Origin of the sequence: Pectobacterium quasiaquaticum (assembly GCF_014946775.2) — a bacterium.
Classification (GTDB): Bacteria; Pseudomonadota; Gammaproteobacteria; order Enterobacterales; family Enterobacteriaceae; genus Pectobacterium; species Pectobacterium aquaticum.
Window position 1 is genome coordinate 4,104,261 of sequence record NZ_CP065177.1, and the last position, 16,256, is coordinate 4,120,516.

Here is a 16,256-nt window from a genome sequence, read left to right on the forward strand (position 1 = left end):
CGCCGCAAAAAATTAACGAGGTTGCTGGCAGCGTCCGTTGAACGGCGTGCCAACAGTCTAAAATTAATGATAACGCGCAAAGTGCGCCAGAATCAGCGTAAATGCCTGAGCGCGGAGGTGATCCGTTTCAAAGAGAATCTCATGCCGCGCACCGGGGATAACCTGCAAAACACCGTTTGAATTGGCGTTACCGCTCTGTGCCAGTGCCTGACAAAACGCATTCTGGCTGCGGTTATCCACCACGCGCTCTTCTCCCGCCTGTAACAGTAGAAGCGGCGTGGTGACGGCACTGGCCTGAGCCAGTAGCTGTTTCCCCGCCTGTATCGCCTCGCGCACCCAATGATAGGTGGGGCCGCCGATGCGTAAATCCGGCGAATCCGCATAAAAGCGAATGCCACGCTGGTAGCGTTCACGGCTGTGCGTCAGCACATTCATCCGGTAAGGCAAAGGACGCCACTGTCCGGTGCCGATGGCGTAATAATCACGTATCGCTGGGCGACGCTCCGCCCAATCGACGATCCAACCAGCAACGCAGTGAGGAAGCGGCAAACGAATACCAAACATCGGCGCACACAGCGCCACGGCATCAAACGTGTCAGGTTGGCGAATCAAAAGCTGCGCCAGAATCGCGCCCCCCATTGAATGCGCTAAGGCAAATCGGCGGGTATAGTGTTTCGGGCCAATATGCTGCTGACACAGCGTTTCGGCATCATCGACATAATCACTAAAGCGCAGCACGTGTCCACGGTGGCCGTCTTGCAATACTCGCCCCGACCGCCCTTGCCCACGGTGATCCATGATGAGTACATCATAGCCGCTATGAAAGAGGTCATAAGCCACTTCGCTATATTTGACATAGCTTTCGATACGGCCTGAAAAGACAACGACAATCTTGTCGTGCTGGGGCGCGGTAAAGCGAACAAACCGGATCGGTACATCATCAACGCCAGAGAATTCGCCCTCTTCGCGCTGACGCCAGAAATCCAGTAATTCTCTGGTAGCAAAAGCAGCAAACTGCGCTTCTCGCGTTAACAGGTTCGAGGTTAACCCTTCAGGCGTTAACCGTTCCGACGTAAACAACGTGTTGTGGCGTTGAATCATCACACCTCTCCGGTGACGCGGGAAAACAAAGCTAGCGGAAGAACATGACAAGCAGTGGAGCACAAGCGTATTGTGACATAAAAAACAGACAGACTCTCGTAATACAGAACGTGATTCAGGGGCATGCTTCATGACATTGGACTGGTGGTTAACTTACTTACTCACAACGCTTATTCTCAGCCTGTCGCCCGGCTCTGGTGCCATCAACACCATGAGCACCGGAATTAGCCACGGCTATCGCGGCGCGGCAGCTTCAATCTGTGGTTTACAGGTCGGGCTGGCGATTCATATCGTGCTGGTCGGCATTGGGCTAGGCGCGTTGCTTAACCAGTCAGTACTGGCTTTCGATGTATTGAAATGGCTGGGCGCGGCGTATCTGATCTGGCTGGGGATTCAGCAATGGCGCGCCGCAGGCGCACTTGACCTTCAGGCGATCGCCAGCGCCATGCCGCGTCGTAGGCTCTTTAAACGTGCGGTGCTGGTGAATCTGACCAACCCGAAGAGCATCGTGTTTCTGGCGGCGCTGTTCCCGCAATTCATTATTCCCCACCAGCCGCAGGCCGCACAGTATCTAGTGTTGGGCGTCACCACCATTGTGGTCGATATTATCGTGATGATTGGTTACGCCACGCTAGCCACGCGCATCGCCGGATGGCTGAAAGGCCCACGGCAGATGAAGACGCTCAACCGGATATTTGGTTCACTGTTCGTGCTGGTTGGCGCGTTACTCGCCACCGCGAGAAAGGCCTGATTAAGGCAGTGCGCCGTATCGGCTAGCGGTGCACGCCTATCATTCTGAGGGAAAGGTTAACGAGAGAAAATCAGGTGCAGGCCGAACCCGGTAAACAGCACGCCCGCCACACCATCCACCCATTTCGCCAGACGCTGATAGCCACGACGCATTGCCGGTAGGGCGAAAACCATCGCGACCAGACTGAACCAGATCAGCGTTTCAATCGAGATCAATGCGAACAGCCCCCAGCGAGCACCGCTGCCGACGCTGTCGCCGACAAACAACGAGAACACGCTGCCGAAATAGACCAGCGCCTTCGGATTCGCCAGATTCGTCAATAGTCCACGCATGAAGGTTTTGCCGCGCTGAGGCAGTACCACCGCCTTCTCCTGGGTGATTTCAATCTGTGCTTTACTGCGCGCAGAGCACAGCATCTGCCAGCCCATCCAGCACAGGTACAACCCGCCGCCGACGGTAACTGCCGTATGGAGCCAGGCCATTTTTTGCAATAGCAGGTGCAGTCCCAGCAGCGCGATAGCCGCCCAAACCATCACGCCCAGAGAAATACCTAACACGCCCATCATCGCTTCACGGCGGGAACGGCTGGCCGCAGTCTGTGAAACGAAAAAGAAATCCGGCCCCGGGCTCATCAGCGCAATGAAATGCACCAGCGCCACCGTCATAAATAACATCAGCATGTGGGTTTTCCTGTTTTTTTAATGCAGTCAGACAAGACGAGCATCACTCGTCATCATTATTATCGACATGATCGCGAATCATGTTCATGAAAGGCGCACCGAAACGTTCGAGTTTACGGTGTCCAACCCCGTTGATATTCAACAACTCACCGGCGGTGATCGGCATCAGCTCCGTCATCTCCAGTAGCGTGGCATCACTGAACACTACGTAAGGCGGAATATTGTCTTCATCCGCGATGGATTTACGCAGTTTGCGCAATTTGGCAAACAGCTTGCGGTCGTAATTTCCACCGTAAGATTTCTGATTCGCGCGAGGCTTCAGGTTAATCACACGCGGCACGGCAAGCTGTAACGGCATTTCCCCCCGTAACACGGGGCGCGCAGATTCGGTAAGCTGTACAGCGGAATGCATTGTGATGTTCTGGTTCAGCAAGCCCAGATGAATCAACTGGCGCAGCACGCTAACCCAATGCTCCTGCGATTTATCTTTACCAATGCCATAAACCGGTAGTTTGTCATGGCCGAAGTCACGGATACGTTGGTTATTCGCCCCGCGCAGCACCTCGACGACATACCCTAAACCGAAGCGCTGCCCGACCCGATACACGCAGGAGAGCGCCTTTTGCGCTTCGACCAACCCGTCATAGCGCTTTGGCGGATCGAGACAAATATCACAGTTGCCGCAGGCCTCTTGGCGTCCTTCACCGAAATAGTTCAGCAGCACCAGACGGCGGCAGGTCTGCGCTTCGGCAAATGCGCCCATCGCATTGAGCTTATGACGCTCGATATCCAACTGCGGCCCAGCCGGTTTTTCTTCTAGGCAGCGGCGTAGCCACGCCATATCCGCCGGATCGTAGAACAGCGCAGCTTCGGCGGCGAGGCCATCACGCCCAGCTCGCCCCGTTTCCTGATAGTAGGATTCGATGTTGCGCGGAATATCAAAATGCACCACGAACCGCACGTTAGGTTTGTTGATGCCCATACCAAAGGCGACGGTCGCGACCACCACCTGGAGATCGTCACGCAGGAACGCTTCCTGTACCTGTGCACGTCGCTCGTTATCCAATCCAGCGTGATAAGCGCCTGCGCTCAGCCCACGGGCCTGCAAGCGTGCGCTAATGTCCTCCACGCGGGAGCGGCTATTGCAGTAGATGATGCCGCTTTTTCCACGCTGCCCCTGCACGAACATCCAGAGCTGGTCGAGCGGCTTGAACTTTTCCACCAGCGTGTAGCGAATATTCGGGCGATCAAAGCTGCTGATCTGAATCAGCGGCGACTGGAGATCCAACAGGCGAACGATATCGTTACGCGTGGCCTCGTCGGCGGTAGCGGTCAGCGCAATAAAAGAAAGATGAGGGAAACGCTGTTTAATCTGCCCCAGCGCCCGGTATTCAGGGCGGAAATCGTGCCCCCATTGGGAAATGCAATGCGCTTCATCCACCGCGATCAGGGAAATCTGCCAATGGGCAAGATGATCGAGGAAGCTGTCCGTCGTCAGGCGTTCAGGCGCAATATAAAGCAGCTTGATTTGACCGGTACGACAACCCGCCATCACCTCAAGCTGCTGCTCGCGCGTCTGCGTAGAATTCAGGCAGGCTGCCGAAACGCCGTAAGCCTGAAGCTGATCGACCTGATCTTTCATCAGTGAAATCAACGGAGACACCACCAGCGTCAGCCCGTCCATTACCAGCGCAGGGATTTGATAGCACAGCGATTTGCCGCCGCCTGTCGGCATGATAACCAGACAGTCCTGCCCACTGAGCGTCGCGCTGATAATTTCCTGCTGACCCGGTCGGAATTGCTGGTAGCCGAACGTGTCCCGCAGAACCTGAACCGCCAGCGCTTCCTTATTCAATACTTCCGCCGTAGACACGCCGTCCCCAATTCAATGAAATCAAACAGGCGCTATTTTCAGCGTCGTTAGGTAAAACTGCAATCGTTAGTTTGGTAAAACGACAAGGGTTAAAACGACAATCGCTAAAACACCAGTCACTGAAACACGATCGTTAGAACATGTCGTTCAGCGTCACACCAACGCCAAAGCGGGTCTGACGGTGGTTGTAATCAATCAGGGATTCGCCATAGCCGCTAAACACCTTGGTGTAGAAACGGACATGACGCGTCAGCGGGTAGCTCCAGCCCAACTCACCGCCGCCGTAGCCGCTGTTCCAGTTATAGCGCCCTTCTGCGCTAAACACGCTGTCGCCCCACACATAGCCGACGCGTAAGCGGTAATGACCCATGTATTTGGTGATATCAGGGTTATCGTCCTCACTATCGGAGAAACGCACCCACGGCTTCACATCAACCTGCCAGTTGCCGTTCTGCGCCATCAGGCGCGCATAAGCGCGATTCCAACTGCGCGACGTCGGTTCAGAACGGCCGTTAGACTGGTGGTTAAAGCCCATTTCCACATCCCGCAGCGTCCAGCCCGCGAAGGTGTAGTTCGTCGCCCAGCCCAAAAAGATCTGCGGCTCATAGTTGGTTTCACGGAACGGAGAAGACTCACTCTTATTAGACAACTGCCACCACGAGCGCTGCGTATAGGACGCCCCCAGCAACGAGTTATCACCCAGAATGCCACGCCAGATCGGGAACCCCAAACTCAACTGGTAATGCACTTCATCTTTACGTGCTTCTTCACCCCAGTTATAGCTCTGTATCGCCGTTTTATTGATGTTACTGGTATAGGTATACAGTATGTAGTTGCTCTCGTAAGGATAGAGAACAAACGGGGTATTATGCTCTTCTAACAGGCTGGCAATAATGCTGCCACGTACCGCAGGTTGATTTGGCGCAGGCGCGTTTGTTACGTCTTCCGCATGAGCCTGAGCCTGAGCCTGAGCCTGAGCCATCAGTAATGCTGCCAGTACGAATCCTATTTTACGCATTCATTTTCTCCGACATTTTTTGTACGACGTCCGTTTTAACCGACGCTCGTTTTAACCAATGAGTGATGAGTATTTCCCCACGCAAGCCGGCCATTCTACACAGTTCAACGACGTTTGAATTATCGTTCTCCCGTTTCTTGGCCTTTTCTGGCAAGAAACAAAATCAATGCATAAAATAAACATCCACATAACGCAAATGCATCAAATAAACCACATTTAATGTGTATCTCTTATCAGAGCGGGAAACAACTATGGCTGACGTACCATCATTTCAGGGAACCACACTAACCAGAGAAACCGTGCGCCAGCTCGTTGGCGAGATTTTCATTTACAAGATGCCATTCAACATCGAATTAGGTCTTGAATTACAGCAGTTTGAAGCCGACAAAGCCATCTTGACGTTCGCTCGGCAAGATAAGCTCATCGGCAATGCGGCACAAAAGATTCTGCATGGCGGCGTGATTGCTGCCGGGCTGGACGTTGCAGCCGGATTGGTCTGCGTCGGCAACACGCTGCTGCGTCATGAGACGATCAGCGATCAGGAATTCCACCACCGCCTCGCCCGCATGGGAACGATTGATATGCGGGTAGATTATCTGCGGCCGGGCTATGGAGAACACTTCACCATTACCAGCACGCTGCTGCGCGGTGGCAATAAAATCGCCGTCGCCCGTGCCGAATTGCATAACGAACAGGGTTCGCATTTAGCCAGCGCCACCGCAACCTATATTGTCGGGTAACCTTTACGTTAGAAAAAATTGTCATCAACACTTTACGTGAAAGCGCTCACAGTTTTGGGTAGACTTAGTGTTTTCCCGCCGTCCTTATCGAGTCACCCATGAACGCGCAACAAACCCGTGAGGGGATCTTTTTCGCCCTCGCCGCGTATTTTATTTGGGGAATTGCTCCCGTTTACTTCAAGCTACTTGAGCACGTTCCACCCAATGAAATACTGATGCACCGTATTATCTGGTCATTCTTCTTTATGTTGATCCTCCTGACGGTCGGTCAGAAATGGCGTCAGGTGAGCCTTGCCTGCCGCAACGTCAAGCATCTGTTTTTGTTGGCATTAACGGCGGTGCTTATCGGCGGTAACTGGCTGTTGTACATCTGGGCGGTCAATAATCATCACATGCTGGAAGCCAGTTTGGGGTATTTCATCAACCCGCTGGTCAACGTCATGCTGGGTATGATCTTTCTGGGCGAACGCTTCCGCCGTCTGCAATGGCTGGCTGTGCTGCTCGCCGTGACTGGCGTACTGGTTCAACTGTGGACGTTTGGCTCGCTGCCCGTTATCGCGCTCGGACTGGCATTCAGCTTCGCATTATATGGCCTGCTGCGTAAGAAGATTGGTATCGACGGGCAAACCGGCATGCTGATCGAAACGCTGTGGCTGCTGCCAATAGCGGTCATTTATCTGTTTTTTGTTGCCGACACACCAAGCAGCCACCTGACAGCCAATCCCTGGTCGTTGAACCTGCTGCTGCTCTCGGCGGGCATCGTCACCACCGTGCCGTTGCTGTTTTTCACCTCAGCGGCGATGCGCCTGCGCCTGTCAACGCTAGGCTTCTTCCAGTATCTCGGCCCTACCATCATGTTCATACTGGCAGTGGTGTTCTACGGTGAAACATTCAGCAGCGACAAACTGATTACTTTTGCCTTCATCTGGGGTGCGCTGGCGCTGTTTATTCTGGATGCACTTTATACACAGCGTAAGCTACGGCACACGCCAAATACAGTTTCCCAGCCTCAACACGACGGGAAATAAAGCGCGATAAGATCGGGCTGAACAACAGTGTCGAAAACAGCCACAGCGTCTGTATGGCGATGACAAATGCCAATAGTCCGAGACATGCCTTTCATGCACACGACCTGTATTTAGTAATAGAAAGTAATAATAGAAAGTAAGAACAGAAAGACTCTCCGCCATTCTAAACAAGGTGGCCGGAGAATGAACTGGTGCGGAAGAACAAACAAGAATAGCAAGCCGGAGAACGATAAGAGGAAGGACCATCAACGCGCCTGACGGGTCACTCCCATCAGACGCATTCGGACAGGTTTAGAGCCAGTTCTTACGTTTGAAGTAGAGGTACGGCGCCAGTCCAGCGAGAATCATCAGCACAATCGCGCCCGGATAGCCAAACGACCACTTCAGTTCCGGCATAAATTCAAAGTTCATCCCGTAGCTGGACGCCACCAGCGTCGGTGGCAGGAATACCACGGAGACCACCGAGAAGATCTTGATAATCCGGCTCTGTTCGATATTGATGAAGCCCATCGCCGCCTGCATCAGGAAGTTAACCTTCTGGAACAGGGATTCGTTGTGCGGCAGCAGAGATTCGATATCGCGTAAAATTTCACGTGCCTGCTCCAACTGGCCGGATGGCAAGCGGGCTTTACGCACTAGGAAGTTCAGCGCACGTTGGGTATCCATCAGACACAGGCGCACTTTCCAGCCCACGTCTTCCAGCTCCGCCAGCGTGGACAGCGCGTCGTCGTATTCTTCACCCTGACGCCCTTCCATAATAATGCGGCTCAGCGATTCCAGATCGCTGTAGATATTCTCGATTTCGTCCGCCAGTTGCTCAATTTTTGTCTCAAAGAGATCGAGCAGCAGTTCGTAAGCATTGCCGTCCACCATAGTCTGGTTACGTGCACGCATGCGATACAGGCGGAATGCAGGCAGCTCACGCTCGCGCAAGGTGTACAGACGACCATCGCGAATAGTAAACGCTACGGTCGAGTTACCGGCGTGGTCCTCAGCATCTTCAAAAAAGAAAAAGGAGTGAATGTGCAGGCCGTCTTCATCTTCAAAAAAACGTGCCGACGCTTCAATGTCTTCCAGTTCCGGACGGGTTGCCAGGCTTTGTCCCAGTTCGGTTTGTACTTTTTCACGCTCATCGTCTTCCGGCTCGATCAAATCGACCCAAATTGACGTGGTGAGATCATCGGAGTCATCCAGTTCCAGACGAGATAAACGGCAATTATCCAGTTTAAATGCGCTCAGCATGGGCCATAGCTCCCCTTTCAGTAGCAGAGATGGACAACGCGATTGAAGCACAGAAACAGAGGTGAGATGTCACCAGCAGGTTTCAGTCCGTTCGACGGATCTGACTCGTAGCGACAAAAACAGCATCGCTGACAACCACGAAGGGTATCAGCAGAGGAAGATAGCCTTAGAAGTTGTACCTAATGAACAGGTGAGTGAGCCAGTATCGACTGGGTGTGTCCAAGGCGTTAGTCCTCCGAGAATAATGATGCGCGCATGTTACGCTGAGATGAAAAAGACTTCAACTTTAAAACCGCGGCTGAAACACGCTGTAAAATATTGGTCAAATGGATAAGGTTTATCCAATAAATTCGGCGCGGAAAGTGGTAAAAACACAGTCCTCAGCGTAAAAAAGAACAGCGTTTATCTGTCAGGCGTTGTCGGGCAAATAGGTGATGGCACGGACAGAGAAGCTGGGTGCACCGGCGAAATTAGGGGCGCTGACATGAATATAAGCGCCGGTAATCCCGTCATACTCCCATCGGCATCGTGACGATCACACCGTTTCCAGTCTGGCATAAGCGGCGACTAGCCATTTAATGCCTTGCCCTTGAAACGCGACCTGAAGACGGGCGTGATCGCCGCTGCCTTCCAGATTCACGATCGTACCTTCGCCGAATTTCGCATGGCGAACCCGCTGCCCTAATTTGTAGCCGCTGTCGTTTTGCGTTATCGGCGTGCCGAGGCGCTGATGATTAACCGGACGGGAGACGCTGGCGCGTAACCGCACTTCTTCAACACACTCTTCCGGCAGCTCGCCGACAAACCGGGAAGGCCGGTGATAGGCTTCTTTGCCGTATAAACGGCGGGATTCCGCGTAGGTTATCGTCAGTTTTTGCATCGCACGCGTGACGCCGACATAAGCCAGACGACGCTCTTCTTCCAGACGCCCGCCTTCATCCAGCGACATCTGGCTAGGGAACATGCCCTCTTCCATCCCGACGATAAACACCTGCGGGAATTCCAGCCCTTTCGCCGAGTGCAGCGTCATGAGCTGCACCGCGTCCTGATTGGCGTCAGCCTGACCTTCGCCTGCTTCCAGCGCGGCATGCGACAGGAAAGCCTGAAGCGGCATCAGATCCTGATCTTCTTCCTGATAACTGAACTGGCGCGTAGCCGTCACCAGTTCTTCCAGGTTTTCTACTCGCGCCTGCCCTTTCTCGCCTTTTTCCTGTTCGTACATGTTCCACAGGCCGGAATCCTTAATCGCTCGGTCGGTTTGAATATGCAGCGGCAGTTCAGAGGTTTCATAGGCCAGCGCATCAATCAGTTCGATAAAGCGCTGTAGCGATGCCGCCGCGCGGCCCGCCAGCACTTTTTCCTGCAACAACGCCCGCGTGGCTTGCCACAACGTCAGTTGACGATCGCGCGCCGTCTGACGCACCACGTCCAGCGTGCGATCGCCAATGCCACGCGTCGGCGTATTCACCACACGCTCGAACGCCGCATCATCGTTACGATTAGCGATCAGGCGCAGATAAGACAGCGCATCTTTAATTTCCTGACGTTCGAAGAAGCGCATGCCGCCGTAGATACGGTACGGCATACTCTGCTGTAACAACGCCTCTTCCAGTACACGCGACTGGGCGTTGCTCCGATACAGAATGGCATTATCGCTCAGCGCCCCACCATTTTCCTGCCAGGCTTTAATCCGGTTGACGACATAACGCGCCTCATCCAGCTCGTTGAACGCGCAATACAGCGAGATGGGCTCGCCCTCTGCGCCATCGGTCCACAGGTTCTTGCCGAGTCGCCCGCCGTTGTGGGCAATCAGCGCATTCGCCGCTTTCAGGATGTTGCTGGTCGAGCGATAGTTCTGCTCCAGACGGATCGTTTCTGCACCGGCGAAATCTTTCAGAAACAGCTGAATATTTTCGACCTGCGCCCCGCGCCAGCCGTAAATCGACTGATCGTCATCCCCGACGATCATCACCTTGGCGCTGTCGCCCGCCAGCATACGGATCCAAGCGTATTGGATGCGGTTGGTATCCTGGAATTCATCCACCAGAATGTTAGTAAACCGTTCGCGATAGTGGTTCAGCACATGTGGCTTGTTCAGCCACAGTTCGTGTGCGCGCAGCAGCAGTTCGGCGAAATCCACCAGCCCGGCACGATCGCACGCTTCCTGATAGGCCTGATACACGCGCTGCCACGTTTGTTCGATAGGGTTGCCGTAGCTTTCAATGTGCTGCGGGCGCAGTCCTTCATCTTTCTTCCCGTTGATGAACCACATCGCCTGACGCGGCGGCCACTGTTTCTCATCCAGGTTGAGAGCCCGAATCAGACGCTTCAGCAGACGCAGCTGATCTTCGCTGTCCAGAATCTGGAAATCCTGTGGCAGATTGGCATCCATATGGTGCGCACGCAGCAGGCGGTGTGCCAGCCCGTGGAAAGTGCCAATCCACATGCCGCCCTGGCTGGTGCCGATCAGGTGATCGATACGGTGGCGCATCTCCGCCGCTGCTTTGTTGGTAAACGTCACCGCCATGATGGAGTACGGCGAACAGTTTTCGACGGACAAGAGCCAGGCAATGCGATGAACCAGTACCCGAGTTTTGCCGCTGCCTGCCCCCGCCAGCACCAATAAATTGCTGCGCGGCGCGGCTACCGCGGCACGCTGTTTGTCGTTGAGGCCATCAAGCAGATCAGAAACGTCCATAGGTACGGGTTATCCGGTGAGGGAAACACCGCATCGACAAGGGCGTTTCCACTGGTGATTTATACAGATTAATGCAGTGATTATAGCAATGCCGACAGCGATGCCAACCGCGAAATTTCAATATGCGGCAGCAGTCGGGCGTCGCCAATCTGCGTCAGGCTGCCTTCACGCAGGTTAATCCAGCAGGCCTGCATACCGCAGCGGATCGACCCCGCCACATCGGTGGTGAGATCGTCACCGACATGCAGAATCTCATGCACAGGCAAATTGAGCTTTTGCGCCGCCAGATGGTACATGTCATCAAACGGCTTAGCACGGCCGTGCGGGCCTGCGCGCAGGATAAACGAAAAATAGCGATCGAGGCCAAAGCGGTGCGGCTCAGCGTTACCGTTGGTGATGGCAGCCAGCGGTACTTTCTCGGCTAACGCCGCTAACGTCTGGTGCGTCTCTTCGGTAATCGTAATCTGGCTGCGCCAGTGGGCAAAGTTTTCCATTGCCGCTTTTGCGCCATCCTTAGCCTCTGCCGCGCTCAGGCCGCGCTCTAACATTGCCAGTTCAGCCGCACGGCGACGCCATTCAGTCACGTCGTGATAGATGTCCGGTTCGCGCTCAAGCAAGGTCTGGCGTAAGTTCTCAAAATCATCCGCCTGAAAATCACGAAGCGCCGGATGATACTGTTGCAGAAAGCGGATTGACTCTTGCCCCGTGCGCCGAATGACGTCTGCGTTATCGTAGAGCGTGTCATCCAGATCGAACGTGAGCGCTCGGATCGGGCCAAGAGATCGGTAAAAATGCATCAGGGTTTCCCTCGTTTGGCGCGTGGATGCGCGGCATCGTACACGGAGGCTAAATGTTGAAAATCAAGATGGGTGTAAATCTGCGTCGTGGTAAGGTTAGCGTGGCCAAGTAGCTCTTGCACCGCCCGTAAATCCCCGCTGGATTCCAGCATGTGCGTCGCAAAGGAGTGGCGCAGTTTATGCGGATGAACATGGCTATTGATGCCCTGCTTAACTCCCCATTCGGCAAAGCGCTTCTGCACATTACGCATCGAAATCCGCCGCCCCTGATTAGAGATAAACACAGCATCATCCTGTGGGCCAAACAGCTCGCGCAGCGCTAGCCAGCGTTCCAGCCAGGATACCGCCGTTTTTCCTATCGGTAATTTGCGCTCTTTACTGCCTTTCCCCATGACCCAGATTTCACCGCTGGCTAAATCAATATGCTGATAATCCATACCAACCAGCTCCGCCAGACGCAGCCCCGCGCCGTACATCACTTCCAGCATCGTGCGGTCGCGCACCGCAAGGGGATCGTCTAAATCGATCTCCAGCAGCCGATTAACCTCATCCACATCCATATTCTTCGGTAATGGCCGTCCGGCTCGCGGCGTGGATACCCCTTTAGCGGGATTCGCTGCCAGCACGCCGCGTGACACCATCCAGTCGAGAAAACTGCGTAATGCCGATAAACGTAGCGCCAGACTGCTGGAATGGAGCCCATCGCGCTTACTGCGGGATACCACGGAACGTACGCCAGAGGCGTCCAGCTTGCGCCAGTCAGCCACACCCGTCGCGGAGAGTATTGTGATAACCGCAGACAGTTGGCGTAAATAGCTGGTCTGCGTCAGCAGGCTTAGCTGGCGCTCTACTTTTAGGTAGCGCAGGAACGCATCAACATCGGTTTGTAACAGCGAAGAAGAAGGCGTTTCCGATGGCGCGGGCTGCTGGTTCATACCCGCTCAACCCAACGCGCCAGCATCGCTGGCAGCATCATAGCCATTTGCTGGAGCAGCACGGTCCCCATGCCATGCTGATAATGGTGGCTGTCGCGGCTGCTGAAAATCAGCACGCCCAAATCGTGATGATTACCCATCAACGACAGCGCGACCGACCCTATCTGTCTGGCCTGCGGCAGTAGAAGCAACAGCTCCGGCCCGTTCAGACTGCCAAGATAGTGGTTATGTTGTCCGAAACGCTGAATGCGAAGCGGCTCAAAAGTGGAGCGATTTAGCCCAAGGTGGGTAAAACCAGACGGCGCGCCAAGGCGCCATTTATCGCTGAACAGACGAACCGTTGCGCCCGCCAGACCAAGCTGACGCGCCCAGCACTGCAAGCGATCCAACATGTCCGTCAGGCTGTCCGCTGACGCCAATTCGGTTTGTAACCCAAGCAGGCGATTGAACAGCACTTCGTTCACCCCCGCCTGTTCCATCAACAGCGTTATTTCTTCCTCAAGCTGAGTAATGTGGTTACGCTGGCGTGCCAGTTGCCACTCTACCAGCGACACGGTTCCCCTGACAGGGTGAGGAATGCGCATCTGCTCGACGGGACGCGCATTGCGGATAAAAAAATCAGGATTCTGTTGCAGGAACTGCAAAACCATCTCGTCACTGAGTGCGATCTCGCGCTCTGCCTGTTCCTCGACATTCTTCATAAATGAATAAATCCATCGTAGACATGCGTTGCAGGCCCGGTCATGAATAACGGATGTCCCGGCCCATCCCACTGGATATCTAACCCCCCGCCCGGCAGAGATACGCGAACGTTCGCGGACAATAATCCCTGCTGGATCCCTACCGCCACAGCAGCACACGCGCCGCTACCGCACGCCTGTGTTTCTCCCGCACCGCGTTCGTACACCCGCAGACGGACAGTGTGGCTATCAACAATTTGCATAAAACCGATGTTGGCACGCTCGGGAAAACGCTCGTGGCTTTCCAGCAGCGGCCCCAGCGTTGCCACCTTCGCCGTGTCCACATCCTCAACCTGAATCACACAGTGCGGGTTACCCATCGACACCACACCACACAGCACCGTGTGCTCGTCGGCGCGCATGATGTAGGTTTTCTCCGCTTTGACCGCGCGGAAAGGCACCTGTTGCGGCTCGAAATTGGGTTCGCCCATGTTGACGCGCACCAGTTCGTCATCGGTCACCGACAGCACCATCCGGCCTGTCTGCGTACTGACGGCAATATCACGCTTGTTGGTCAACCCTTTCAGGCGAACAAAGCGAGCAAAGCAGCGCGCGCCATTGCCGCACTGCGCCACTTCGCTGCCATCCGCGTTAAAAATGCGGTAATGAAAATCCAGTTCAGGATCGTAGGGCGGCTCGACGACCAGCAGTTGGTCAAACCCTACACCACAGTGTCGATCCGCCAAACGGCGAATCAATTCGGGTGAAAAATAAACGTTTTGCGTAACGGCATCAACAACCATGAAATCGTTGCCTAACCCGTGCATCTTAGCGAACTGCATTGTCCTGACTCCCCCGCTTGCTTAACCGGGCGCGATAAACATCTACGTGACCTGTTATTTATAATTGCCGTCACGCATTAAGGACGCATTGACGTTTTCTTTTGCGGCGGCTGGCTCTCATTTTGCTGAGTCGTTGACGCACCGGATTTGCCATCGGTAGGCATATAAAGCGGACCTTTCAGACCACAACCGAATAAACTCACTACTGATAACACCAGAAAAAACTGGCGAAACACGTTTTTCATCACGTTAAGACCTGTCATTAATACTTGTATGCTCTCTATAATCGCAGGTGGATCATGAAAATCAATAGGAATCGAAAATGAACGATAGCGAGTTCCACCAATTTGCCGACGAACTCATGCTTCAGTTGGAAGAAACGCTGGATCGGTTTGAGGGTGATGCCGACATCGATTACGAAACTAACGGCGGCGTGATGACGCTGAGTTTTGAGAACGGCAGCAAAATCGTGATTAATCGGCAGGAACCGCTACACCAAATTTGGCTGGCGACCAAAACGGGCGGTTACCACTTCAACCGTCAGGCGGAACGCTGGGTATGCGATCGCAGCGGTGAAGATTTTATCGCGCTGCTGTCAGCATCCTGCTCGGCTCAGGCTGGGGAAACCGTTCACTTCGGGTAACTGTCTTTCAACGACCTCGCGGCGCTCCACACATCAGCGCCGCCCCAGAACGATCAACCCCAGAACCAGCAACAACAGCATACAGATACCTACCATATTGACCAACGGCCAGCCGTTGGTCAGCGCCATCAGGCTACCGGCAGACAACGAGGCCAGCGCGTTAGGCACGTAAATCGCCAGCGAATTAATCCCCTGCAAACGGGATTTATGCACGGAATGGGTAAACGCATTCAGCATGAATGTCCCGCCGTTGAACATAAACGCCCACCCGATGCCGAACAACATCAGTGCAAAGAGGAAGTGCCAGAACGTCAAACCACTCAGCGCTACCGCTACCCCAACAACGTTGCACACCATGCCAATCACCACGACCTGAACCGGCGTCAGCCGCTTCGCCAGCAGCACTAACAACAGCGCAGGCGCATACATAGCCACAAAATGCCATTGCAAAACCGTCGCGCTGTAGCTAACAGAAAAGTGGTGCTGGTGCATCGCCAGCGGCACAGAATTCATTAAGAGCGTCATCACCACAAACCCGACGGAACAGCTTGCCGTTCCCAACACAAACGCCCGGCTTTTCAGAATCGCCGCCAGCGGTTCACTACGCTGGGTGCTGGGCGTGGTAACGGACATTGGAGGCAGTTTAAGGCCAAGCAACAACAGAGACGTGATAACGCAGATCAACGCTGCCGCGATAAAACTGCCGAAAAATGGGTACGGTGCCCAGAGCTGAGAAGATTGGCTCGCCGCAAACGGGCCGAGAAAACCGCCTAGGATACCGCCGCTGATCACCCACGATATCGCACGATTTTTCTGCTGATTGTCGATAAATATCTCAGCCGCGGCGAAGCGATAATACTGGTTGAAGGCGCAGGACATCCCCAGAACAAATGTCGAAAACACAAAGAGGGAGAAACTGTGTAGCAGAATCGCCAGCGCCGCCAAAAGCGCGCCCGCCAGCCCGATCAGCGTGCCGATGATGAACGCATTGCGCCTGCCATATTTCGTCATCAATGAGGAAACGGTGTAGATCATGAGCGCCGCACCGCACACCGTCGTGGTAATCGGCAGCGTGGTCAACAGAGGAACCGGCGTCATTAATACGCCAACCAGCGTGGAACACAGCGTCATCAGCGAAATAATACTGCCGGTCAGCCCTTGTCCGAGCGCCAGTAGTATCAGGTTTCGGCGTTGCAACGAATCCATCAATACATCCCTTTCTGAATAC

The 16,256-nt window shown here is 54.3% G+C and carries 17 protein-coding genes and 1 pseudogene; 4 read left to right on the forward strand and 14 right to left on the reverse strand.

The features are described from left to right. Positions 1-63: 63 nt before the first annotated feature. Complete coding sequence (gene pldB / locus IG609_RS18785; protein ID WP_193399219.1) at positions 64-1,101, reverse strand: lysophospholipase L2; 1,038 nt, start codon at positions 1,099-1,101, stop codon at positions 64-66. A gap of 130 nt (positions 1,102-1,231) precedes the next feature. Between pldB and rhtB the strand changes: the two genes are divergently transcribed. Next, positions 1,232-1,852 carry a homoserine/homoserine lactone efflux protein gene (gene rhtB / locus IG609_RS18790; protein WP_102116914.1) on the forward strand — a complete coding sequence of 207 codons (621 nt, stop codon included), beginning with the start codon at positions 1,232-1,234 and terminating at the stop codon, positions 1,850-1,852. A gap of 56 nt (positions 1,853-1,908) precedes the next feature. Here the strand turns inward: rhtB and rhtC are convergent, their stop codons facing one another. From rhtC to pldA, 3 genes are all read right to left on the reverse strand, one after another. After that, positions 1,909-2,532 carry a threonine export protein RhtC gene (gene rhtC, locus IG609_RS18795; protein WP_193399220.1) on the reverse strand — a complete coding sequence of 208 codons (624 nt, stop codon included), beginning with the start codon at positions 2,530-2,532 and terminating at the stop codon, positions 1,909-1,911. A 43-nt stretch (positions 2,533-2,575) separates the two neighbouring features. Then, positions 2,576-4,405, reverse strand: a complete 1,830-nt coding sequence (gene recQ, locus IG609_RS18800; RefSeq protein ID WP_193399221.1) for an ATP-dependent DNA helicase RecQ — start codon at positions 4,403-4,405, stop codon at positions 2,576-2,578. A gap of 133 nt (positions 4,406-4,538) precedes the next feature. After that, on the reverse strand, positions 4,539-5,423 hold the full coding sequence (gene pldA / locus IG609_RS18805; protein WP_193399222.1) for a phospholipase A: 885 nt from the start codon (positions 5,421-5,423) through the stop codon (positions 4,539-4,541). A 251-nt stretch (positions 5,424-5,674) separates the two neighbouring features. Here pldA and IG609_RS18810 point away from each other — a divergent pair, with 251 nt between their 5' ends. After that, a complete protein-coding gene (locus IG609_RS18810) occupies positions 5,675-6,163 on the forward strand; it encodes a thioesterase family protein (RefSeq protein WP_193399223.1) in 489 nt (162 codons plus the stop codon). A 98-nt stretch (positions 6,164-6,261) separates the two neighbouring features. Next, on the forward strand, positions 6,262-7,191 hold the full coding sequence (gene rarD, locus IG609_RS18815; RefSeq protein ID WP_193399224.1) for an EamA family transporter RarD: 930 nt from the start codon (positions 6,262-6,264) through the stop codon (positions 7,189-7,191). Here rarD and IG609_RS18820 read toward each other — a convergent pair. From IG609_RS18820 to lptM, 9 genes and pseudogenes are all read right to left on the reverse strand, one after another. Continuing rightward, positions 7,160-7,264 (reverse strand): annotated as a pseudogene (locus tag IG609_RS18820) (AbrB family transcriptional regulator); the annotation flags it as partial. The gene rarD and the pseudogene IG609_RS18820 overlap by 32 nt on opposite strands. Positions 7,265-7,482: 218 nt before the next feature. Then, positions 7,483-8,433: a magnesium/cobalt transporter CorA gene (corA, locus tag IG609_RS18825; RefSeq protein ID WP_193399225.1), complete on the reverse strand. Its 951-nt coding sequence runs from the start codon at positions 8,431-8,433 to the stop codon at positions 7,483-7,485. A 166-nt stretch (positions 8,434-8,599) separates the two neighbouring features. Beyond that, on the reverse strand, positions 8,600-8,656 hold the full coding sequence (gene ysgD / locus IG609_RS20680) for a YsgD/CorL family protein (RefSeq protein WP_349984122.1): 57 nt from the start codon (positions 8,654-8,656) through the stop codon (positions 8,600-8,602). 312 nt (positions 8,657-8,968) lie between these two features. Next, positions 8,969-11,131 carry a DNA helicase II gene (gene uvrD / locus IG609_RS18830; protein WP_193399226.1) on the reverse strand — a complete coding sequence of 721 codons (2,163 nt, stop codon included), beginning with the start codon at positions 11,129-11,131 and terminating at the stop codon, positions 8,969-8,971. Positions 11,132-11,211: 80 nt separating this feature from the next. Continuing rightward, entirely contained in the window at positions 11,212-11,928 is a 717-nt protein-coding gene (yigB, locus tag IG609_RS18835; protein ID WP_193399227.1) for a 5-amino-6-(5-phospho-D-ribitylamino)uracil phosphatase YigB, read from the reverse strand. Beyond that, entirely contained in the window at positions 11,928-12,863 is a 936-nt protein-coding gene (xerC, locus tag IG609_RS18840) for a tyrosine recombinase XerC (RefSeq protein ID WP_193399228.1), read from the reverse strand. Before xerC ends, yigB begins: the two co-directional genes overlap by 1 nt. Beyond that, a complete protein-coding gene (locus IG609_RS18845) occupies positions 12,860-13,564 on the reverse strand; it encodes a DUF484 domain-containing protein (protein ID WP_193399229.1) in 705 nt (234 codons plus the stop codon). Before IG609_RS18845 ends, xerC begins: the two co-directional genes overlap by 4 nt. Further along, the gene (gene dapF / locus IG609_RS18850; protein WP_193399230.1) at positions 13,561-14,385 is read right to left on the reverse strand and encodes a diaminopimelate epimerase; all 825 of its coding nucleotides are present in this window, start codon (positions 14,383-14,385) and stop codon (positions 13,561-13,563) included. Before dapF ends, IG609_RS18845 begins: the two co-directional genes overlap by 4 nt. Before the next feature lie 77 nt (positions 14,386-14,462). Then, entirely contained in the window at positions 14,463-14,630 is a 168-nt protein-coding gene (gene lptM / locus IG609_RS18855; RefSeq protein WP_284070732.1) for an LPS translocon maturation chaperone LptM, read from the reverse strand. Between the two features lie 77 nt (positions 14,631-14,707). Here lptM and cyaY point away from each other — a divergent pair, with 77 nt between their 5' ends. Next, complete coding sequence (gene cyaY, locus IG609_RS18860) at positions 14,708-15,028, forward strand: iron donor protein CyaY (RefSeq protein WP_193399231.1); 321 nt, start codon at positions 14,708-14,710, stop codon at positions 15,026-15,028. Between the two features lie 33 nt (positions 15,029-15,061). On the opposite strand, the gene IG609_RS18865 is transcribed toward cyaY, so the two are convergent. Beyond that, positions 15,062-16,234 (reverse strand): MFS transporter, encoded by a 1,173-nt coding sequence (locus IG609_RS18865; RefSeq protein WP_193399232.1) that lies wholly within the window; start codon positions 16,232-16,234, stop codon positions 15,062-15,064. Between the last annotated feature and the right edge of the window lie 22 nt (positions 16,235-16,256).